Consider the following 21393-nt stretch of genomic DNA (forward strand, 5'->3'; position numbering starts at 1 on the left):
GGCCGGCGTGGGGGCTTTGGGGGCGTATGGGCGGGGGTGACCGCTTGCGGCCACCCGCGCCCGTTTGGAGCCTGCGTTACAACTTCAGCCCGCCAGCCTCCGGCGCGTCCGAGGACGCGGGCGGAATGTCACCCACGCCGTAGTCGTCGCGACGCGAGTACGAATCGCGGCCCCAGTAGGGTTCGCTGCCATAGTACTGATGCACGGATGTGGCCCAGGTCTGGTCCGCCATGGATGGCCAGTGGTCCTTGTCGAAGCCCGGTGCGTTCTTCACGCGCTCAGCGGTCATGTTCAGCACGAAGCACTTGCGCCCGGTATCGAGCGTCAGTGCATGCCAGGGAATCGCGAGCAGCTTGTCGCCGATCCCGAGAAAACCGCCGCTCGAGAGCACGGCATACGCAACGCGGCCCGAGCCGACGTCGAGCATGATGTCCTTGATCTTGCCGATGTCCTCGCCGTCGCTGCTGAGCACCTTGTTGCCATCGAGCGTGGACGCGGCCATCACGTCCGGGCCGGGGCCGTCCGCGGTCGCGCTGCCCTTGCCGACGATTCGCGCGCCCTGGTCTTGCCGCATGCCGGCTTGTGTCTGTGTCTGGTTCAGCATGATGAGCCTCCTCTACAGGTAAGTGTGTGCAAGGCTTGAGCAACCCGCGTTCCTTCAAATTCCGCACGGCGTGCTGCGGCGCAGTGGTTGTGATCATGGTCGAGCTTGCGTGCGTTTGCAAAGAACGCGTGTGGAGCGTCACGCTGAACGCGTAAAGCGTGCTGACGTGTTTGAAAATATTTCGTCTGAATAGACGAGGAGAATTGAGAAATGTGCGCTAAGGGTCGGGCGGTGGCGTGGCCTGCCGTCAGGCCGGCGGCGCGCCGCGCTATGAGGTATAGCCCTTGCTGAATAAGTTGGCAGCAGCGCAATCAGTGACGTACGCACGCTGTCCATCCTATCCTCGGAGACTTTAATGAAATATACGAAAGCATTGCTGGTGTCGGCGCTCGTCGCCATATCGGGCGCGGTGTTCGCGCAAGCGGGCGGCGGCAACGGTAACGGCGGCGGCAGCGGCACCGGCGGTTCAGGCAACGCTCACGGCGCGGCGACCGCGGCACCGACCACGGATGGACAACCCACATCGGGAGCGATGAGTTCCACTGGCTCGAAATCGAATCACATGTCGAAGTCGAAGATGAAGAAGCCGAAGACCGATTCGACCAATATGCCCGGCGCGGACGCCAGCAGCGACACGAAAGGTCAGTGAGCGCACGGTAATTTCGGAGCAGAGGGCAACGTCGGCAACTACAGACACACTGCTCCGGTTGTATCGATGCGAAAGGAGCGTGCGGCTCGTCTCTCTTGCTCAAGAACACCAGCAGGCAGAGGCGGTGACGAGCCCTGAGTTGCGGCTCTGTTAAGGCGCCGCCTGTTTCGCTGCACGCGACGCACCCGCCGCGCGTACGCCCGCAACCCGAGGGGCGGCCGCACGCCGGGCACCTTGCGCACCAGCCTTTGCATCGGCCTTCGCCGCCGCTGCTTTGCGCACCACGCGCGACTTCTTCAGCAAACTGGTGATCGAGTCGTCGATGCTTTCCGCCACCGCCGATTCGCGCGCCTTGCGGCCTTTCGCGCCAGCCTGCCGCGCAAGCTTCGCCACGCGTTTCTCGGCTTGTGCAAGCAATGCGGCAAATGCGAGTTCGTCCACCCTCAGCCCACGGCGCGATTGAGCGGGTGCGAGGCTCTGCAATTCGTCCGCTTCGAACGAGCTGATCACCGCGGGGTGAATGTAGCAACGCTTGCACACTGCCGGCGTATTGCGCAGTAACGCCGCCACATCCTTCACGGTCGCGACGATATGACGGCGCGCTTCCGCCGCGCTGCTGCAAATCAGGCGGCGCAGCGCGGCCAGGGCGTAGACGCTGCCGGCCCACGTGCGGTAGTCCTTGGCCGTGAAATCCGCACCGCTCGCACGCCGCAGATAGTCATTGATGTCGGCGGAGCCGACGGTGCGGCGCGTGCCGTCTTCGTCGAGATACTGGAACAGGTCGTGGCCCGGCAGGTCGGCGCAACGCCGCACGATGCGCTTGACGCGTGGATTGTTGACCGTCACGTCGTGTTCGATGCCGCTCTTCCCGCGGAACTTGAAACGCAACTGGCCGGCTTCGATCTTGACGTGCTTCTTGCGCAACGTCGTCAAACCATATGACTGGTTGTCACGCGCGTATTCGACACTGCCGATCCGGATCAGCGTTGAGTCGAGCAACTGCACGATCGCGGCGATGACTTTGTCGCGCGGCATGCCCGGCAGATGCAGGTCGCGGGCGACGCGGGCGCGGATCTTCGGCAACGCGCGGCCGAACTCGGCCATGCGTTCGTATTTGTCGGCGTCGCGCGTTTCACGCCAGCGCGGGTGATAGCGGTATTGCTTGCGGCCGCGCGCGTCGCGGCCGGTCGCCTGGATATGGCCGCGCGCATCCGGGCAGATCCACACGTCCTCATAAGCCGGTGGAATCGCGAGTGCGTTGATGCGTTTGATTTCGTCTTCGTCGTCGATGCGTTTGCCCGCTACATCGAAATACGCGAAGCCGTCTTTTTCACGCTGACGCGTGATGCCGGGTTTCGTATCGTCGGCATGGCGCAAGCCCGGCGGCATGGCGGCGGGTGCGGGCGGTTTCGCGTTGTCGTCGTCCGCGCGTTCAGGGCGGCGTTGAATCGGAGTAGTCGTGGCAGCCATCGTCGCAGGTAGAAGTTTCAAGCAGAGGGCGCGCTTTGCGCCGGTGACTGTGCCTGCAAGCAAAGGTGATGCCCGGCGCTGCCGTTGGCGTGGCGCGTATGGCTGCTTCAGGTTGCTTCGTGAACGGGCGGAACAGTCCTTGCGAATCCTCGCTACGGGTACTGAATGAACCGAACCAACCAAGGAGAGCGCCATGAGCAGCACCCTGAATCCCGATGAAGAGCCGCAACAGGTCGTCAAACAAACCGCCGGCACGACCGGCGCGCTCGGTCCGAGCGATTCGTCCGATAGCGGCAGCGACGTTGCCGGCGCGAAGCGTCATGAGTTCGACGTCGATACTGAGTTGGACAATCACGCGCTCGAAACCGGCGACAGCGAGCTCGGTAGCGATACGGACCGTGCCGGTACGGGTGAACGCGCCGCTGCCGATGGCGATTCGACACTGGTGCCGGACGCTGATATCGAGCCCGATCGCGTTATCGATCCGCTGGCTAACGACGACGACGGCCTCGACGATGACCCACAAGGTCTTTGACCGGCCTCGCGCGGTCTTTCGCTGGACGCATGGGCACGTCTTTTGCTGACTCAAAGGCAGTTAAAGGCTAATGAAGGGCCGGGCCGCGCAGCACGCCAGGCCCGGCACTTACAGGAAGGAGAGTACGCATGGCTAGCACGCTGAATGGTTACAAGGTGGCGGTACTCGCGGTGGACGGTTTCGAGCAGGCAGAACTGATCGAGCCGAAACGCGCGCTGGCTGAAGCAGGCGCAACGGTGCACGTCATTTCCGCCAAGCCGGGCAAGATCCAGGGTTTCAAGCACGTGGACAAGGGCGACGCCGTCGAAGTCGATGTGACGTTCGACAAGGCAAGCGCGGACGACTACGACGCCGTGGTATTGCCAGGCGGCGTGGTGAATGGCGACGCCATTCGTCTGCTGCCGCAGGCACAAGCCTTCATCAAGACAGCCGACAAGGCGAAGAAGCCGATCGCGGTGATCTGTCATGGGGCGTGGCTGCCGGTGTCGGCGGGCATCATCAAAGGCCGCACGGTCACGAGTTGGCCGAGCCTGCAGGACGACATTCGCAACGCGGGCGGCACGTGGGTGGACCAGGAAGTGGTCGAGGACGGCAATCTGATTAGCAGCCGCAAACCCGACGACCTGCCGGCTTTTAACAGAACGCTCATTGCGCAATTGTCGAAGCGCAAGGCGGCATGAGCGGAGCGACGAGCGGGGCGTGCGCATTGGAACAATGCCGCGCCACCTCTCACCGGCTCCGCATCGGTGTATCCGTCGACCTGGGAGAAAATGCATGAAATTCCGGTATTCCCTACAAGCGATGACTGTCGCGGTGAGTTTGAGCGCGGCGTCCATCGGCGCGGTCTACGCGCAAGCCAGCGACGCCCCGGCGAGCGACGCGCCCGTCAGTGGCACGAAGCTTTCGCCCGCGGATCAGCAATTCGTGCAGGACGCCTCACAGTCCGACGCCACCGAAATCGCGGCCAGCAAGGTCGCGCTGAAGAATTCCAGCGATCCGCACGTGAAGAAGTTCGCGCAGCAGATGATTACGGATCACACGAAACTCTCGCACGGCATGGCGGCACTCGTCTCGAAGAAGGGCTTCACCTCGACGCCGTCGGCGGATTCCGCGCTGGTCGGCAAACTCCAGACACTCAAGGGCAAGGAATTCGATCAGGCCTACGTCGAGCAGGTTGGGGTGGAAGCGCATCAGCGAGCAGTCGATCTGTTCCAGCAGGAAAGCACCAGCGGCACCGATGCGCAACTCAAGGCTGCGGCCCAGCATGCACTGCCGACCATCAAACATCATCTCGCGATGGCACAGCAACTTGCCGGCACAATGAAGGGTTCGCCATGAACGCGATCCTGCCGCGACCGGCCTATGAGGATTCCCTTATGCAGATCACTTTTTCCGACGACAAGCCGGTCTTCGACGGAGCGAATCTGACCGTGCGCTTCATGGCGCGGGTGGACGGCGACCCGGTCGTATGCACGATTACCGCCGAGGCGCTCGAGGATCATTTCGGCGCCGATTCCGCCCTGGAAGCCACACTGATGGCGGCCTTCGACAAAGGCCGTCAACGTATCCGTTCGGTTTGCGCGGAAGCGCTCGACCAGAACAACGGTGAAGGCGTAGTGTTGCATAGCGGACTGTTCAGAGTGGAAGGCATGGAACCGGATCGCGGCACCACGGCGTAGTGCCGGCGCGTGCTGTCGCTGGCGCGCGCCGTATGGCGCGGCGAAAAGCGGCGGCATGGTCCGCAAACGCTATCCAACGATGCAAGGAGGCCTCATGTCACTCATCGTCGCAGCACGCTTTACGACGTTTCCCGCCGCCGAAGATGCGGCGGCCAAGCTCTTCAATGCAGGTTTCGTCGAGGAAGACGTCACGCTGTTCTTCGTCAATCCGCGTGGTCAGCACGCGCGTTATCCGATCGGCGGCGACACCGGCACCGACGCCGGCGCAAGGGACGCGCCCAAAGGTGCCGGCATGGGCGTCACCATCGGCGCGGTAGTCGGCGCCGTGGTCGGCGTCGGGATTTTCGCGGCGTTCTCCGCGCCGATCATCGTGTCCTTGATTGCCGCGGGCGTCGGCGCGTATGTCGGCTCATTGGTCGGGGCGATGTCGCGAACGCGAGACGCCGGTCACACAGGCCATCGTTCGGCATTCCACGAGGAGACGCGCGATTCCGGCGTGCTGGTCGCGGTGCACGTCTCGCCGGACAATCAGTTCGATGCCGCGCGCGTTTTGCGCGAAGCAGGCGGCATGGCAATCGAGCGGGCGAGCGGACGCTGGCAGCAGGGACGCTGGGCCGACTTCGATCCGTTGAAGCAACCGGTGCCGCTCGGTGAGTTCAGCGAGAGGAGCGCTTGAGTTGACGCATGTTTTCGCTGCGGTGACTAGCAGAACGGCCCGACATCAAATCGGGCCGTTTTTTTGTGCCTGTCGGTACTCAACCCTCTGCTCAAACCCAGACTTGCGGCGCATTGCGTCGCGGCTGCGGCGCGCGATCCACCTGCCGCTCGTCGCGCGTGGGTTCGCAAGCGGCCGGCACGAATCCGTCATGCGTCACGCCACATGAAGGGGACGTTGCCTCAGCATTCGACGACGGCGCTTCCCGCACTTGCCCATGTTCGCGAATCTGCATCACGGCCGCCGAGGTGATGATCGCGACGGCGGCTAAAAATTCTGCGCTCCTGATCTTCATGGTGATACTCCCTGTCGTTGTTGCCTGCCCATTGTTTTCAATGCATGGCACGTTTTGCAGTGTGTTGTTGCGTTGCACGCGTGCTGGGCGGAGCATACGAAGCAACCGCTGTGCCATCGATTGGGAGCCCGCTACGCGGGGCTTTGCGGGCAGTCGAGAGGCCTCGCGCGGGCAACATTTACGCGCGCTGGCAAGATTGCAAGGGCTCGTCGACGCAGCGCGCAATACGTTCACAGCGATAGCCGTCGGGCACGCGTCGTGCGAATAGATCCATGAACTCCATCGTTGGAGGGCCGAGCGCCTGGCAAAAGCGCGACGGCTTTCCGGCGGCGGATTCCATGACTAACGAAACCCTTGGAGGTATTGAATGGCTACGAACGTTGTTTCCGTGCTGAACGATCTGGTCGAAACGTCGAAGGACGGCGAGAAGGGCTTTCGCAAGGCTGCCGAAGATGCGCATGACGCGCAGCTGAAAACGCTGTTCCTGTCACGTGCAGAAGACTGCACGCGCGGCGCGCGTGAGCTGCAGGACGCGGTTCAGGGGTTGGGTGGTAAGCCCGAAACGGGCGGCAGCATGAGCGGCGCGCTGCATCGCGGCTGGGTCGACGTGAAGTCGGCCGTGACGGATCGCAGCGACCACGAGATCCTGGCCGAGTGCGAGAAGGGCGAGGACGTCGCGAAGAAGCGCTATCACGATGCACTCGAAAAGGAATTGCCGGCGGATGTGCGGGCGATCGTCGAGCGGCAGTATCAAGGCGTACTGCAAAATCATGACCGCGTGCGCGATCTGCGCGATCAATATGCGGCGGCCAAGCGTTAAAAGTCGCTGAGCAATCGGCGCTCGATAGGGCGCCGATTGTTCTTCTTACTTGCTCCTACTCAACCGCAGCGGGCTTCAATCTGGAAGCCTGTCGCACATAAAAAAGCCATCCGCGGTGCGGATGGCTTTTCTGCTTCCTGAACCAGAAGCGCCGGGAAGCGCCAACCGAAGCCGGCACTTCCCGCGGCGACCGGCTGCTCTTATTCGGCAGCGATCTTCAGATGGTTCTTGACGCTCGATACACCCTTCACTGCCTCGACGACTTCGCCGGCTGCTGCCTTGTCGTCGGCTGAAGGCACCGTACCCGTGAGCCACACCACGCCCTTGCGGGTCTTCACGTGGATGTGCGTCGACTTGACGTTCTTGGCAGCCAGCAGGTCTGCCTTGGCCTTCGTGGTGATCGTGCCGTCGTCGACGTGCTGACCGATGGTTTCCGACGACGCCGACGGAGCGCTGCTCTGCGCCATGGCAGTCGTCGCGTTCAGTGCGAAAGCGACACAAGCGATGCTACCTGCGGTCTTCAAAAGTTGGATGGTCTTCATGGTTTCTCCTTCGGGTGTTGATGAAAATTGCGGTCTTGTTGCCTGCGGTCGATCGCGGCCGGAACCGCCGATGACACGCGTGGGATCGTTGCCGCTACGGTTCCGTCAGGGCCCGTTATCGACACCGGATGCCGGTCCGTGCATGCGCTTCGCTTTCGCGTTGCGTGCAAGGCCGGGCGTCCGTCCACATAGTGCTCAGACGCAAGCGGTGTGCCCGCTCTGGCGTCAAAAGACTGCCATCGCAGGAAAGCCGTTACGACACATGTATTTAGGCTGAGGAATACGGCACCGCGAAGCGCCGGCACGAGGCGCGACGCCTTGCGGCAACGGGGACCGGAATTTGCCGGGTGCTTGTAAAAAAGGCGCCAGGCGGCCTGCGCAATTGCCGGGCCTGAAAACGCAAAGCGTAGAAAAAACAGGGCGTTGCGCGAGGTGGTACGACAGTTGCTCTTGGGAGGTTACTTACCATTTTTCGGCTATTAACGGGACCTCACTACAATGCCTTCAATTGAACTACGCACAAGGCAGTCTCTCGCACTCACGCCGCGTCTGCAGCAATCGGTGCGTCTGTTGCAGTTGTCGTCTCTGGAGTTCCAGCAGGAATTGCGCACGGCGCTCGACACCAATCCGTTCCTCGAGTACGACTCGTCGGAGACGGAAGACGTTGCGCTGGCAACCGCAACCTCTGGCGAAGACGGCGGCGCGCTGCCCGCCACCGACACGGTCGCGGCCGCTGAACCCGATTCGCTGCCGGCTGAATCCGGCGCGAACGATACGCTCGAAGGCGCGGGCCAGGACGACATGCCGGGCGACTTCTCCGGCGACTACAGCAGCCGCAGTTCGACGCGCCAGAACGGTGACTCGGATAGCAGCGACCCCGCCGAATGGGCACGCTCGCAGCCGACCTTGCGCGAGCAATTGCATGATTCACTGCGCCTCTATCGACTCGACGACCGTGACCGCGCGGTGGCCCGCTTCATCATCGAGGCGCTCGACGACGACGGCTACCTGCGCCAGGAACTCTCCGATCTCGCGGACAGCGTCGATCTCGAACCGGAATTGACCGAAGAGGAATTGCTGGTGGCGCTGCGTCTCGTGCAATCGCTCGATCGCCCGGGTCTGGGCGCGCGTTCGTTGTCCGAATGCCTGTCGCTGCAGGTGAATGCCTTGCCCGCCGACACGCCGGGGCGCGAGGTGGCGCGGCAAGTCGTCGAACATCATCTGGAACGGCTCGCACGCCGTGAGCAGGCTGAACTGCAAAAGCAGATCGGCTGCAGCGCGGAAGAACTGCGGGTGGCCTGCGCGCTGGTACGCAAGCTCGATCCGAAGCCGGGCAACAGCTACGGACGCACCGAAGACAACTACGTGGTGCCGGACGTGATCGTGCGTCAGGTTCGCAACAAGTGGGTCGTGGCGATCAACCCGGCGGTGCAGCCGCGCGCGCGTATCCATCGCATGTATGCGGAACTGTTCGCGCAGTCGGCCGGCGCGAGCCGTTCGCCGCTCGCGCAGCAGCTGCAGGAAGCACGCTGGCTGATCCGCAACGCACAGCAACGCTTCGACACGATTCAGCGCGTAGCCGAATGCATCGTCGCGCATCAGAAGGCCTTCTTCCAGTACGGCGAAATCGCCCTCAAGCCGATGGTGCTACGCGATGTCGCCGACGAACTCGGCCTGCACGAATCCACCATCTCGCGTGCCACCGGCAACAAATATATGGCCACGCCGCGCGGAATTTTCGAATTCAAGCACTTCTTCCCGCGTGAACTGGGCACGGAAAGCGGCGGTACGTGTTCGGCTGCGGCCGTGCGCGCGCTGCTCAAGGAAATGATCGCCGCGGAAAACACGCGCGACCCGCTCTCGGATGTGACGCTCGCCAAGATGCTCGCCGATCAGGGCGTGCTGGTGGCACGCCGCACGGTGGCGAAGTACCGGCATCTGATGAAGGTGCCGCCGGCGGAGTTGCGCCGCCAGCTTTAAACGCGCCGCGCCCGGTTAAACGGGGAAGCGCTCGAGCGCCACGCGAGGCTGTCCGCTCGCGTGGCGCTTTTTCGTATCTGGACGTTTCGCGCGCGCCCCTTTACATTGGCGGGTCCATGAGAAACGGGGCGGGGCAATGAAGTACTCGAATCTGGTCGAACGCTTGCAGGGCCGGCGCACCTCCGCGTGGGAAATCCATCGTGTCGCGCAACAGGCGGAGGCGAGAGGTGAAGACGTGATCGTGCTGAGCGTGGGCGATCCTGATTTCGCCACGCCCGCGCCGATCGTCGAGCGCGCCATCGAGGCCTTGCGCGGCGGCGATACGCACTACAGCGCCGTGTCGGGCCGCGAGCCCGTGCGCGCGGCGATTGCCGCGGAACACACGCGCATGACGGGTTGTGCCGCGAGCGCCGCCAACGTGATCCTGACCGCGGGGGCGCAGAACGGCGTGTTCGCCGCATCGCTGTGCCTGCTGGAAGCGGGCGATGAAGTGATCGTCCCCGAACCCATGTATCTGACTTACGAAGCCTGCGTGCGCGCGGCGGGCGCCACGCTCGTGACGGTGCCGGTCGATCCGGCGCGGGCATTTCACGTCGACTGCGACGCGCTTGAAGCGGCCGTCACCTCGCGCACCAAGGCCATTTTCTTCGCGACGCCGTGCAATCCGACCGGCGTGGTCATGCAACGCGCCGATCTCGAACGTATCGCGCGGCTCGCGTATCAGCATGACCTGTGGGTGTTGTCCGACGAGGTCTACGCCGAGCTGACGTTCGAACGCGAGCATGTGAGCATTGCCTCGTTGCCCGGCATGGCGGAGCGCACCGTGACGCTCGGCAGTCTGTCGAAATCGCATGCGATGGCGGGTTGGCGCGTGGGCTGGGCGATCGGGCCCACGGAGCTGATCGAGCATATGGGGCGGCTCGCGCTTGCGATGCTGTACGGCTTGCCTGGCTTCATCCAGCAGGCCGCGTTGACGGCGTTGCAGCACAAGGCGCGGATCGCCGCCGGGATGCGTGAGATCTATCGGCGCCGGCGCGACGTGGTGTTCGAGCGTCTGCATCGTGTGCCGCGTTTGCGATGCCTGTTACCCGAGGCGGGCATGTTCATGATGGTGGACGTGAGCGGAACGGGCCTCGATACGGTCGATTTCACCTGGCAACTGTTTCGCGCGCAGGGCGTGTCGCTGCTCGACGCGAGCGCTTTCGGCGAGACGGCGAACGGGTTCGTGCGGCTGGGTTTCGTCGTCGATGAAGCGCGCCTCATCGATGCGTGCGAGCGGATCGCGGCATTCGTCGGTGCATTGCCGGCGCGTTGAGCCTTTCGCTAAGGTTTCGTTTGCTTTTCGATTGGCGTCACGCAGCGATGCGTTGTGGGAGGAATGCGCGTCCTCGCGAGTTTTCGATTGACGCCGCAAATGCTTGCGTCAAAAATCGAGCGCCGAGTTCGTCTTAAGCCTGGACCTTCGGGACATCGGCGCCTATCGACTCTCGGTCGGGAAACTCATGGGGCTTCGCTTCACCTTCTGGTTGCGCCAATCACTGATGGCAGGATCGATGGCGGCCGCGCTCGTGGCGATGGCGCTCGTGCTTCTTGCGCTCGCCACGTTCAGCACGATGTGCGCGGCAGTTGAACCGGACGATTCGCCGGAAGCCGCTGCGAGCGCTGACACTGAGGTGTCGGCGCCGGAGGCGCCACGCGTCGTAAGCGGCAAGCCCGATCAACGCACGGAGGCGAACGGCCAACCGCTCGACGAGCCACACGCGGCCTCGCCGCGCACGCCTCGCCAGCCACGTCCGGCTGCCACGGCGCAGAACGAAGCGTCGGGCAGCACGGCGCAGCGCAACGCGAAACCGGAGGCGGCGTTGATACCCGTGCCGCCGGAAACCTCGTCGGTCACGCAGCATTCGATCCGGCTCGATGGCCGGAAGATCGACTACACGGCCACCGCCGGCAACCTGCTGTTGCGCGACAAGACTGGGCAGGCCAACGCGAGCGTGTTTTACGTCGCCTACACCGTCGCCAGCAAAACGCCGCAGACGCGGCCGGTCACGTTTCTCTTCAACGGCGGGCCGGGCGCCGGCACCGTGTTCCTCATGATCGGTTCGTTCGGGCCGAAGCGGGTGCGCACCGCGAGTCCCGACATCACGCCGCCCGCGCCCTACACGCTCGCCGACAATCCCGACAGCCTGCTCGATACCACGGACCTGGTATTCATCGACGCCGTCGGCGCGGGCTTGTCGCGGGTCGTCGGTCATGGCACGGGTAAAGACTTCTGGGGCGTCGATAAGGATCTCGGCGCGTTTGCGCAGTTCATCGACCGTTATCTGACGGTGAACCAGCGCTGGAATTCGCCGAAATATCTGCTCGGCGAATCGTATGGGACCGCGCGCGCCGCGATGCTTGCGTATCAGTTGGGGCAGAACAATATCGCGCTCAACGGTGTGATCCTGATGTCGTCGGTGCTCGATTCGGCCGCGTTCTCGGCAGGTTCGGATTTCAAAAGCGAAAGCTATCTGCCGAGCTTCGCGGCGATTGCCTGGTATCACGACAAGATCGTGCCGAAGCCGGCCAGTCTGCCGGCCTTTCTCGACGAAGCCCGCGCGTTTGCACGCGGCCCGTATGCGCAAGCGCTCGCGCAAGGCGACGCACTGCCCGACGCCGAGCGCGACGCGATCGCCGCGCGCGTCGCGCAGTTCACCGGCCTCGATGTCGCCTATGTGAAGCGCAGCCGCTTGCGTCTCTATCCGTCGCGTTATCGGAGTGAGTTGCTGCGCGATCAGGCGCGCAGCGTCGGCCGCTACGATGCGCGCTTCGAAGGCCTCGACTTCGACAGCGTATCCGAGCATCCCGATTACGATGCGTCGGTAAGCAGCGTCTCGAGTGCTTTCGACGCGGCGCTGCATCAGCATTTCGCTCAGGACCTGCACTTCACGCCAGCCGACGGCTATCGCGTCTTCAACGACGAAGCGTTGACGCAGTGGGACTGGAAGCATCGCGAATGGTGGGGTGAGCATCTGCCCGTGCCATACGCGGCGGGCGATCTGGCCGAGGCGATGCGGCAGAATCCGCAATTGCGCGTGATGTCGGTGAACGGTTATTTCGACCTCGCCACGCCGTTCTATGCGACTGAATATGCGCTCGCGCATCTGGGCGTGGATGGGCCGCTGCGCGCCAACGTGCGAATCGCCTACTATCCGACCGGTCACATGATCTATCTCGACGACGCGGCATTGCATACGCTCAAGCGCGATCTGGCGAGTTTCTATGCGGCGGGGGCGCGCTAGCGGGTTCCGAAGAATTCGCAGCGCGGTCCGGGCCTGCCTGACAAGCGGATTCGGCGTGTTCGGTTGAACGGTATAATTCGCTGCAACGTCGCCGCATGACTGCAACGTTGCAACGCACCGTGCCTGGACGTTGATCCACCGCCTGAAAACCGCTCGCTCAACCGGCTTCATTCACCGCTGCCCATGCCATTTCTCCCGATCCAGTCCTTCACACGCAAACGGCTGTCCGACGTGGTGTCCGACCAGATCAAGCAACTGATCTCGGACGGCACGCTGATGCCCGGTGACCGCTTGCCGGCCGAACGCGATCTGGCGACGCAGCTCGGCGTGTCGCGGCCGTCGCTGCGCGAGGCGCTGATCAGGCTGGAGGCGGACGGCTATATCGAGACCTCGGGGCGGGGCGGTTTTACGGTGGTCGACGTCACGGCGCCGATCATCTCGAAGCCGCTCGCCGAACTGTTGCTGCAGAATCCGCGCACCAGTGCCGATATTCTGGAGTTGCGCCAAGGGCTCGAATCAATTTCGACGGTGTATGCCGCGGAGCGCGCCACGGCCGCCGATCTGAAAAAGATCAGCGTGGCGTTCGAGGCATTGAAGGCCGGCTCGCAGTCGCAGGATCGCGTGAACCTCGCGGAACTGGACGCCGCGTTTCATCTCGCGATCGCCGACTCCACGCACAACATCGCGCTTGCGCATGTGATGCACGGTATCCATACGCTGATACGCGAAGGCATGCGCCAATACCATCGGCTGATCGATTACGACGACGCGATGGAAAAGCAGTTGATGAGCCAGCATCAGGCCATCTACGACGCCGTCATGGCGCGCGACGCGCAAAAGGCGCGCAAGGCCGCCGAGCGTCATTTGACCTTCGTGCGCGAGATGTACAAGGAAGACGCGGCGAAGCCTTCGTCGAGTGTGGTTTCGTGATTGCGTGAGTTCGTAAATGCTGTCTGGGCGCCAGCCTGGCGCCCACGTGTTTGCGGTTTCAATCCTTCGCTTTAAATCCCCTTCAGTTCCGGTTCATCGCTGCAATGCTTGCGCGCACGACGTGGCGTTATCGATCCCAATCGCCGCTATTCCGTCGCGACCCGCGATTGACACCCTCTCGCCACTTCCCTTATATTCTTGGTCAGACCAACCTTACCAGTCTTACTGAGACGCCGGAATCTGCGCCAGTCATTCAATGGCCGTGCATTCCGCTGCGCTGCAACGTACTGGTTCATGAGCGCGATTCCGCAGTAGAGTAGGTGAATCGCCGGCTGCAGCTTTTCTTTTCAATGAGCTTATGAAAGTCGCCCTGTTCATCCCGTGCTTCATCGACGCGTTCTATCCCGAAGTGGGGATCGCCACGCTCGAATTGCTCGAACGTTTCGGCATCGAGGTCGACTATCCGCAGGAGCAAACCTGCTGCGGCCAGCCGATGGCCAACAGCGGCGCGCATGCCGAGGCGGCCGGCACCGAGCGTGTGTTCGCGCGCAACTTCGCGGGCTACGACTACATCGTCGGACCGTCGGCGAGCTGTATCCATCACGTGCGCGAACATCTGACCGCGCTCGAACAAACCGACGAAGTAAAGAAGGTCCGCACGAACGCTTACGAACTCGTCGAGTTTCTGCACGACGTGGTCGGCGCGCGTGAATTTCCGTGGGCCGAGTTTCCGCATCGCGTGGGCTTGCATAATAGTTGCAGCGCGTTGCGGCATCTGAAGGAAGCATCGATTTCGGAAGTGGCGGGCACGCCGTTTTCGAAGCCACGTACCTTGCTGGAAGGCGTGAAGGGCATCGAGTTCGTCAAGCCGGCACGGCCCGACGAATGCTGCGGTTTCGGCGGCACGTTCTCCGTCACCGAAGAGCCGGTGTCGGTGCGCATGGGACAGGACAAAGTGCGCGATCATCTGAACGCAGGCGCCGAATACATCGTCTCCGGCGACATGTCGTGCCTCATGCACCAGCAAGGCTGCGCGGAACGCATGAAAGCCGACGCGCGCTTCATCCATATCGCGCAGGTCCTCAACGGAGCACGCGCATGAGCAACCGTATTGATCACGCGAAAGCCGCGGGCGCTTTCATCAACAAGACGGAGCACGTGGCGTTTCATGACAAACGCCTGTGGGATTTGCGTGAGAAGCGCGATTTGCAGGCGCACGGCATCGCGGAATGGGAGACGATGCGCGAGCTCGCATCGGGTATCAAGGAACACACGCTGTCGAACCTTTCGCAGTATCTCGAACAGTTCGCGGCGGCGGCCGAGGCCAACGGCGTGACGGTCCATTGGGCCGCCACCGCCGAAGAGCACAACGCGCTCGTGCACCAGATCATGTCGGAACGCGGCATGACCACGCTCGTCAAAAGCAAGTCGATGCTCACCGACGAATGCAAGATGCGCGAGTATCTCGAACCGCGCGGCATCACGGTGATGGAAACGGATCTGGGCGAACGCATCCAGCAACTCGATCATCAGGACCCGAGCCATATGGTGGTGCCGGCAGTCCATAAACTGCGCGCCGATGTCGCCGAGCTGTTCGGCCGCACCATTGGCACCGATCCGAAGAATAGCGACATCCACTACCTGGCGGAGAGCCAGCGCATGAACACGCGGCCGTACTTCGTGCGCGAGAAAACGGCGGGCATGACCGGTTGTAATTTCGCGGTGGCGGAGACCGGCACGGTGGTGGTGTGCACGAATGAAGGCAATGCGGATCTGTCGGCGAACGTGCCGCCTTTGCATATCGCATCGATCGGAATCGAGAAGCTGATTCCAGAAGTATCCGACCTCGGCGTGTTCATTCGCATGCTGTCGCGCAGTGCGCTCGGTTCGCCCATCACGCAATACACCTCGCATTTCCGCGCGCCGCGTCCGGGCACGGAGATGCATTTCATCCTCGTCGATCACGGCCGCTCGGAGCGGCTCGCGATGGAGGACTTCTGGTACTCCCTCAAATGCATTCGCTGCGGCGCCTGCATGAATACGTGTCCCGTGTACCGGCGCAGCGGCGGTCTGTCGTACGGCGGCACGTACTCGGGGCCGATCGGCGCGATCATCAATCCAACCTTCGATCTGAAGCGCTACAGCGCGTTGCCGTTCGCGTCGACGCTCAATGGCAGTTGCACCAATGTCTGTCCGGTGAAGATCAATATTCACGAGCAGATCTACAAGTGGCGCACGGTGATCGCCGAGCGCCATGAAGTGCCGTTCGTGAAGCAGGAAGTGCTGAAAATGGCAGGGCGTTTGCTGGCGAGTCCGACCTTGTATCGAGCGACGGTGTCGTCGATGGGCAGCGCGCTGCGGCGGCTGCCGAATTTCGTGCTGTATAACCCGCTCAACATTTGGGGCAAGCAACGCGAGTTGCCGGAGGCGCCAAAGCTGACCTTCCACGCCTGGTACAAGAAGAATCGTGGAGGCGACAATGGCGACGCGTGAGGCTTTTCTGGAAAAGGTTCGCCAGGCGCAGCCGCCGGCGCGGCCACGGCCCGAGGTGCCGCTGTTCGACGCGCCGGGCGGCGATCTGCGCGCGCGCTTCACGGCGGCTTTGCAGGCGATGGGCGGCACTTGCGTCGAAGCCTCGTCTGCGGCCGATGTGAGCGGGTTGATTCGCGAGCGCTTTGGCGCAGACACATCGGTGGCTTCGGCGACCGCGGAAGTGCCGGGCACGCGAGCGCTCACCGCCGATACGGAGCCCGCATCGTTGCAGGACATCGACGTCGGTGTGGTGCGGGCACGCTTCGGCGTCGCCGAAACCGGCTCGGTGTGGTTCAGCGAACGCGAGTACGTGGTCAACGCGCTGGGCTACATCGTGCAGCATCTGGTCGTGCTGCTCGACCCGGCGCAATTGATCGACGGCTTGCAGGACGTCTACCGGCGCGATGATTTCCGCGACGCCCGATATGCGGCGCTCGTCACCGGACCGTCGGCGACGGCGGATATCGAGGGCGTGCTGATTCGCGGCGCACAAGGCGTGCGTTCGTTGACGGTGGTGTGGCTGGCGGCGCAATGAAAATGCAGTAGCGGCGGCACGATCGAATGGCACAATGCGGCATCCCGTTCGATAAGCCTGCCACTCTGCTGACATGGAACTCCGGCATCTCCGATACTTCGTCGCCGTTGCGGAGCACGCGAGCGTGCGCGGCGCCTCCGAGCAACTCCACGTGACCCAGCCGGCCATTTCGCGGCAAATCCAGGACCTCGAGGAAACCTTGGGCGTCGCGCTATTCGAGCGCACGCCGCGCGGCCTCAAATTGACGCTGGCGGGCGACGCGTATCTGCGCGAGGCGCGCGGCATTCTGCAGCAGGTCGAGTCGGCCGCACGTGTCGCGCAACGGATCGCGGCGGGCGTGTCCGGTCATGTGCGCATGGGGTTCGTCGAAAACGCGGTCTGGGGCGGTCTTGTGCCGAACGCGCTGCAAGCGTTCCAGCAGACGGCGCCGCAGGTCGGCATCGAGCTCACGCCGATGAATACGCCGGAGCAACTGGCGGCGATCGACGCGGGCCAGCTCGACGGCGGCTTCATCTATCACTTCGGCGCGCTGCCTGAGCAGTTCGCCAGCTTGTCCCTGCTCGAAAACGGTGTCGTGCTGGCGGCGCCGGCTTCGTGGTCGTTTGGCAGGAGTAAGACCGTGCGTGCCGCGCAGCTGGCCGGCAAGCCCTTCATCACGTTTCCACGCCATGTCTATCCCGCTTACTACGACCGCCTGATCGGCGCGTGCGAGCGCGCCGGTTTGACGCTCGACGTGGTGCAGGAAGTGTCGACGGAAGCCGCGATTCTCTCGCTGGTGTCGGCGGGCGTGGGCGCGGCGATCGTCAACTCGGCCAATCGCGAGCGGCCGCCGGCGCTGGTGCAATTCCTCGCGCTGTCCGATCTGTCGATCGTGTTGCCGCTGCATTTCGCGTATCACGAGCAGCATCGCAATCCGGCGCTCGCGCAGTTCATCGCGTTGCTCAAGGCGCAGAAGTGAATGGCTGGCAATGCCTCGCCTTCGCGATGCCTTTAAGGCATCGGCTTCCCTAAAAATCGGCATTGGCGCTGGTTTTTTGCCTCGACGATATTGAATGCACGACCTCGGCGCGTCATCCGACGACGGCGCCGTGGCCCGCTTTCTTATCGGGAGACAACCATGCCGTCCACACAATCGCTGATTTCCACCGACATCGACTACGAGCGCCCCGGCCTGCAAAACGGCACGTTGCGCGTGCCTTATTCGCACGACCGCTCCGCGTACGGACACATTCCGATTCCGATCACCGTGCTCAAGGGCGGCGACGGCCCCACGGTGCTGCTGACGGGGGGCAATCACGGCGACGAATACGAAGGCCCGGTCGCGCTGATGAAACTGATCCGGCGCATGCCTTCGATGTCGATCAAAGGCCGGCTGGTCGTCGTGCCGGCGCTAAATTTCCCGGCCTTTATCAACGGCTCGCGCACCTCGCCAATCGACAAGGGCAATCTCAACCGCGTTTTCCCCGGCGCGCGCAACGGCCACATCACCGAAATGATTGCGCACTATGCGGACACCGAACTGTTTCCGCGTGCCGACGTCGTGATCGATCTGCACGCGGGCGGCGCTTCGTTCAATCATCTGCCGGCCTTGCTCGCGGCGCCGCCCGCCGACGCGTCGCGTCGCGCCGAATACCGGCGGCTCGTGCAGGCGTTTGCCGCGCCGCAAACCATGCTCATGGACCTGCTCGGCGAGGACCGTACGTATGGCGCGGCCGTCGAGCGGCACGGCAAGCTGTTCCTGTGCGGTGAATTCGGCGGCTACGCGGCCTGCAACCCCGACGGCGTCGCGATCGTCGAGGACGGTCTGCGGCGTGTGCTGCATACGCTGGGTGTCACGCCTGACGATCGTCCGCCCGCGCCGCGGCACGACACACGCTGGTTGACAGTGGACGGCGCGCGGCACTACGTGTTCGCCTCGCGCGCGGGCGTGGCCGAACCCGCGTTCGCGCTCGGCGATCAGGTCAAAAAGGATCAGTTGGCCGCTCGGGTGTTCGATCCGTACGCGCCGTGGAACGAGCCGCAGGAGATCCGTTTTGTGGGCGATGGTGTGGTGGTGTGCATGCGTTCGTTTGCACGCGTCGAACCGGGCGACTGTATCGCCGTGTTGGGCGCGGATGCGCAGTGGCAATGACCCAGTCCATCGAACAGAAGCCAGCCGGAGAATCGCCATGAATGCAGTCACCACCGTGTCTGATGCCGACGCCGCCGATACGCGTCGTGGGCACACCTACGTCGTCGTCCTGTTCTTTGTCTGCTTTGCGTTTTCGTATCTCGACCGGCAGATCGTGAGCATTCTCGTGCAACCGATCAAGGAAACGCTGGCGCTCAGCGATACGCAAATCGGCCTGCTGCAAGGGTTTTCGTTCACGCTGTGTTACGCGACGGCGGGTGTGTTCATCGCGCGGTTGATCGACCGCTCCAATCGCGTGCGGTTGATTGCCGTATGCGTGGCGATCTGGGCCGTCTCCACGGCGCTGTGCGGGTTCGCGCACAACTTCGGCGAACTGCTCGCGGCGCGCGCGGGGACGGCGATCGCGGAAGCGGGCTTGAGCCCGGCGGCGTTGTCGATCTTCAGCGATCTCTATCCGCCGCGCAAAGTCACTCGGGCAAGCAGCGTGTTCATGCTGGGGCCGTATATCGGCGGTGGCGTCGCTTTGTTCGGCGGCGGCATGCTGCTCGGTTCAATCGAGCACGGCGCGGGCGCTGCGTGGCTCGCGGGCATGGGTTTGAACGGGTGGCAGGCGGTGTTCGTCGCGGTCGGATTGCCGAGGCTGGCGCTTGCGGCGATCGTCGCGTTGTCGGTGCGGGAGCCGCAACGGCGTGGTTTGTCATCAGCGCTCCCGATCATGGCGGAGGACGCGGCCGCGCGGGGCGCCGTCTCGACGACTGAAAACGCGTCATCGTCTGCCATTGCGGACAAGGCCGCGCAAGACAGTACGCCGCCGCTGAAAGACGTGCTGCGCGAACTGTTCGTGAAGAACCGTTTCTGCCTGCCGTACTTCGCCGCCTACGTCGCGCTGATCACGCTGTTCTACTCGCACGCGGCCTGGTTTCCGACGCTGCTGATCCGGTATTTTTCATCTGACGCCGCGCGTAGTCGGACAGATGGCGGCGCCGGCCTATATGTTCGGCGGCATACTCGGCGTGCTGAGCGCGGGCTGGCTCGCCGGGCGCGTCAGCGATGCCGCCGCCGTGCGCAAAGTGCTGGCGCTGTCCGCGTCGGCGGCTGCGTTGCTCGTGCCGGCCGCCGTCGCGATGCCGCTCGTCGGCGACGTGCATATCGCTGTGGTCCTATATGGCGCCTCCGCGTTCGCGGCGAGTGTCGCGATGGCGTTGGCGCCGGTGCCGATCCAGATCGCGATTCCGAATCGTATGCGCGGACGTTCGATTGCGTTGCTGGTGTTTCTCACCAACGCGATCAGCGGCGGCCTCGGGCCGTTTGCGGTCGGCTTCATCAATGAGCGCCTCGGCGGGCAAAGCGCCGGTTTGGGCGTGGCGCTGGCGTGCGTCGGCGGTGTAGCGGCTGCGCTCAGCGCGCTGCTGTACGGTGTGGCGGCGCGACGCACGCCGGTGTTGGCTCGCGCATAACGCGGTTTGCAAGGCAGTGCCCGCGTGAGCGGCGCATGACGGGGCTTGCATGGCAGTGCCCGCGTGGACGGCGCATGACGGGGCTTGCAAGGCAGTGCCCGCGTGAACCGACGCAAGAGACGGTTTGCATGGAGGCGCGTCGCACGCTCCCATGAACCGGTGGACAACGCAGCTCGCATGGCGATGCCCGCAACGCATCGCCATACGCAGAAAACGGCATTGGCCGGCAAGCCACGGATTTGCGATAGTGAAGCCATTCACCGCGGCAGCGTGGCATAACCGATCCATTCGCTGCCGCCGCACTTTTCACGGAGTCACATCATGCCGACTGACGTCCTCACGCACCGGGTAGGCGACGCGCGCATTACCCGCGTCAGCGAAACCTGTTTTCCGTTGGCGCCGGCGGTGCTCTATCCAGAGTGGGCGCCGTCCGCAGCTGACGAATTGGGCCGCCGCCTGTCGTCGGCAAGCCTCGACCTCGAACGCAACGAAGTGACGCTGAGCGTGCACACCTGGGTCGTGCAGATGGACGGCCTGACCGTGCTGATCGACACCGGCATCGGCAATTTCAAGCAACGGCCGTTCAGCAAGCTGTTTCATCAACTGAACAACCCGTATCTGGAGCGTCTCGCCGACGCGGGTATCTTGCCGGCGCAGGTAGACGAGGTCCTGCTCACGCATCTGCACGCGGACCACGTCGGCTGGAATACGCGGTGGGTCGACGGCCGCTGGCAGCCGACCTTCCCGAACGCGAAATACGTGTTCCCGCAAGCGGAGCAGGATTTCTTCGCGACCCCGGCGAGCGACAGCCGCCGCATGGTATTCGAAGACAGCGTCGTGCCGGTGATCGAAGCCGGCCAGGCCGTGACGATTCCAACCGAGGGCGGTACATGGCGCGAAGGTATCGTGTTTCATCCCACGCCGGGGCATAGCGCCGGTCATATGTCGATTTCGATCCGCTCGCGCGGCGAGGAGGCGATCTTTACCGGAGACGTGATGCATAACCCCATTCAGGTCTACCGGCCGGAATGGAACTCGACGTTCTGCCTCGATGCGGCGTCCGCGTGCAACTCGCGGCACTGGTTGCTCAACTACGCGGCCGACCGCAACGCGACGCTCTTCACCGCGCATTTCCCGCAGGCATCGGCGGGGCGGGTGAAGCGGGGCGCGGACGGATTCGAATGGCAGTACGCTCAAGCCGCGCCATGACGTTGCCTTCAGGCAATGTGGCCGGG

Annotated in this window: 21 protein-coding genes and 1 pseudogene; 18 read left to right on the plus strand and 4 right to left on the minus strand. The window is 63.5% G+C overall.

Going from position 1 to position 21393, the window contains the following annotated elements; all coding sequences use genetic code 11:
• Positions 1 to 76 precede the first annotated feature (76 nt).
• Positions 77 to 604 (minus strand): PRC-barrel domain-containing protein, encoded by a 528-nt coding sequence (locus PQR32_RS39340; RefSeq protein ID WP_408240448.1) that lies wholly within the window; start codon positions 602 to 604, stop codon positions 77 to 79.
• 355 nt (positions 605 to 959) lie between these two features.
• On the opposite strand from PQR32_RS39340, the gene PQR32_RS39345 reads away from it, so the two are divergent.
• Positions 960 to 1253, plus strand: coding sequence for a hypothetical protein (locus PQR32_RS39345; protein WP_408240451.1), 294 nt, complete (start codon positions 960 to 962; stop codon positions 1251 to 1253).
• A gap of 150 nt (positions 1254 to 1403) precedes the next feature.
• Here PQR32_RS39345 and PQR32_RS39350 read toward each other — a convergent pair whose 3' ends face one another.
• Complete coding sequence (locus PQR32_RS39350) at positions 1404 to 2723, minus strand: DNA topoisomerase IB (RefSeq protein WP_408240516.1); 1320 nt, start codon at positions 2721 to 2723, stop codon at positions 1404 to 1406.
• Positions 2724 to 2916: 193 nt separating this feature from the next.
• Between PQR32_RS39350 and PQR32_RS39355 the strand changes: the two genes are divergently transcribed.
• The 5 genes from PQR32_RS39355 to PQR32_RS39375 all read left to right on the plus strand — a co-directional run bounded on the left by PQR32_RS39355 (position 2917) and on the right by PQR32_RS39375 (position 5613).
• Positions 2917 to 3258, plus strand: coding sequence for a chemotaxis protein (locus tag PQR32_RS39355; protein ID WP_408240454.1), 342 nt, complete (start codon positions 2917 to 2919; stop codon positions 3256 to 3258).
• 128 nt (positions 3259 to 3386) lie between these two features.
• Positions 3387 to 3938, plus strand: coding sequence for a type 1 glutamine amidotransferase domain-containing protein (locus PQR32_RS39360; protein ID WP_408240457.1), 552 nt, complete (start codon positions 3387 to 3389; stop codon positions 3936 to 3938).
• A 94-nt stretch (positions 3939 to 4032) separates the two neighbouring features.
• Positions 4033 to 4596 carry a DUF4142 domain-containing protein gene (locus PQR32_RS39365; protein ID WP_408240460.1) on the plus strand — a complete coding sequence of 188 codons (564 nt, stop codon included), beginning with the start codon at positions 4033 to 4035 and terminating at the stop codon, positions 4594 to 4596.
• Positions 4593 to 4937, plus strand: coding sequence for a DUF1488 family protein (locus PQR32_RS39370; protein WP_408240463.1), 345 nt, complete (start codon positions 4593 to 4595; stop codon positions 4935 to 4937). Before PQR32_RS39365 ends, PQR32_RS39370 begins: the two co-directional genes overlap by 4 nt.
• 94 nt (positions 4938 to 5031) lie before the next feature.
• Entirely contained in the window at positions 5032 to 5613 is a 582-nt protein-coding gene (locus PQR32_RS39375; protein WP_408240465.1) for a hypothetical protein, read from the plus strand.
• A 91-nt stretch (positions 5614 to 5704) separates the two neighbouring features.
• On the opposite strand, the gene PQR32_RS39380 is transcribed toward PQR32_RS39375, so the two are convergent.
• On the minus strand, positions 5705 to 5947 hold the full coding sequence (locus tag PQR32_RS39380; RefSeq protein ID WP_408240468.1) for a hypothetical protein: 243 nt from the start codon (positions 5945 to 5947) through the stop codon (positions 5705 to 5707).
• Positions 5948 to 6314: 367 nt separating this feature from the next.
• Between PQR32_RS39380 and PQR32_RS39385 the strand changes: the two genes are divergently transcribed.
• Positions 6315 to 6767, plus strand: coding sequence for a PA2169 family four-helix-bundle protein (locus PQR32_RS39385; protein WP_408240471.1), 453 nt, complete (start codon positions 6315 to 6317; stop codon positions 6765 to 6767).
• 200 nt (positions 6768 to 6967) lie between these two features.
• Here the strand turns inward: PQR32_RS39385 and PQR32_RS39390 are convergent, their stop codons facing one another.
• On the minus strand, positions 6968 to 7309 hold the full coding sequence (locus tag PQR32_RS39390; RefSeq protein WP_408240474.1) for a BON domain-containing protein: 342 nt from the start codon (positions 7307 to 7309) through the stop codon (positions 6968 to 6970).
• A 498-nt stretch (positions 7310 to 7807) separates the two neighbouring features.
• Here PQR32_RS39390 and PQR32_RS39395 point away from each other — a divergent pair, with 498 nt between their 5' ends.
• The 11 genes and pseudogenes from PQR32_RS39395 (at position 7808) to PQR32_RS39445 (ending at position 21367) form a co-directional block, all read left to right on the plus strand.
• The gene (locus PQR32_RS39395) at positions 7808 to 9289 is read left to right on the plus strand and encodes an RNA polymerase factor sigma-54 (protein WP_408240477.1); all 1482 of its coding nucleotides are present in this window, start codon (positions 7808 to 7810) and stop codon (positions 9287 to 9289) included.
• Positions 9290 to 9425: 136 nt separating this feature from the next.
• Positions 9426 to 10604 (plus strand): pyridoxal phosphate-dependent aminotransferase, encoded by a 1179-nt coding sequence (locus PQR32_RS39400; RefSeq protein WP_408240480.1) that lies wholly within the window; start codon positions 9426 to 9428, stop codon positions 10602 to 10604.
• Between the two features lie 187 nt (positions 10605 to 10791).
• Entirely contained in the window at positions 10792 to 12573 is a 1782-nt protein-coding gene (locus tag PQR32_RS39405) for a S10 family peptidase (RefSeq protein ID WP_408240483.1), read from the plus strand.
• Positions 12574 to 12756: 183 nt separating this feature from the next.
• On the plus strand, positions 12757 to 13503 hold the full coding sequence (locus PQR32_RS39410) for a FadR/GntR family transcriptional regulator (protein ID WP_168790285.1): 747 nt from the start codon (positions 12757 to 12759) through the stop codon (positions 13501 to 13503).
• A 358-nt stretch (positions 13504 to 13861) separates the two neighbouring features.
• Complete coding sequence (locus PQR32_RS39415; protein WP_408240486.1) at positions 13862 to 14605, plus strand: (Fe-S)-binding protein; 744 nt, start codon at positions 13862 to 13864, stop codon at positions 14603 to 14605.
• Positions 14602 to 15996 (plus strand): lactate utilization protein B, encoded by a 1395-nt coding sequence (locus PQR32_RS39420; RefSeq protein ID WP_408240489.1) that lies wholly within the window; start codon positions 14602 to 14604, stop codon positions 15994 to 15996. Before PQR32_RS39415 ends, PQR32_RS39420 begins: the two co-directional genes overlap by 4 nt.
• Positions 15983 to 16570: a LutC/YkgG family protein gene (locus tag PQR32_RS39425; protein ID WP_408240492.1), complete on the plus strand. Its 588-nt coding sequence runs from the start codon at positions 15983 to 15985 to the stop codon at positions 16568 to 16570. Before PQR32_RS39420 ends, PQR32_RS39425 begins: the two co-directional genes overlap by 14 nt.
• 73 nt (positions 16571 to 16643) lie before the next feature.
• Complete coding sequence (locus PQR32_RS39430; RefSeq protein ID WP_408240495.1) at positions 16644 to 17528, plus strand: LysR family transcriptional regulator; 885 nt, start codon at positions 16644 to 16646, stop codon at positions 17526 to 17528.
• A 159-nt stretch (positions 17529 to 17687) separates the two neighbouring features.
• Positions 17688 to 18701 (plus strand): succinylglutamate desuccinylase/aspartoacylase family protein, encoded by a 1014-nt coding sequence (locus tag PQR32_RS39435; RefSeq protein WP_408240498.1) that lies wholly within the window; start codon positions 17688 to 17690, stop codon positions 18699 to 18701.
• A gap of 37 nt (positions 18702 to 18738) precedes the next feature.
• Positions 18739 to 20158, plus strand: a pseudogene (locus PQR32_RS39440) (MFS transporter).
• A gap of 321 nt (positions 20159 to 20479) precedes the next feature.
• Positions 20480 to 21367: an MBL fold metallo-hydrolase gene (locus PQR32_RS39445; protein WP_408240501.1), complete on the plus strand. Its 888-nt coding sequence runs from the start codon at positions 20480 to 20482 to the stop codon at positions 21365 to 21367.
• Positions 21368 to 21393: the final 26 nt, after the last annotated feature.

It is taken from the genome of Paraburkholderia dipogonis, from assembly GCF_046027395.1.
Lineage (GTDB): Bacteria > Pseudomonadota > Gammaproteobacteria > Burkholderiales > Burkholderiaceae > Paraburkholderia > Paraburkholderia dipogonis_A.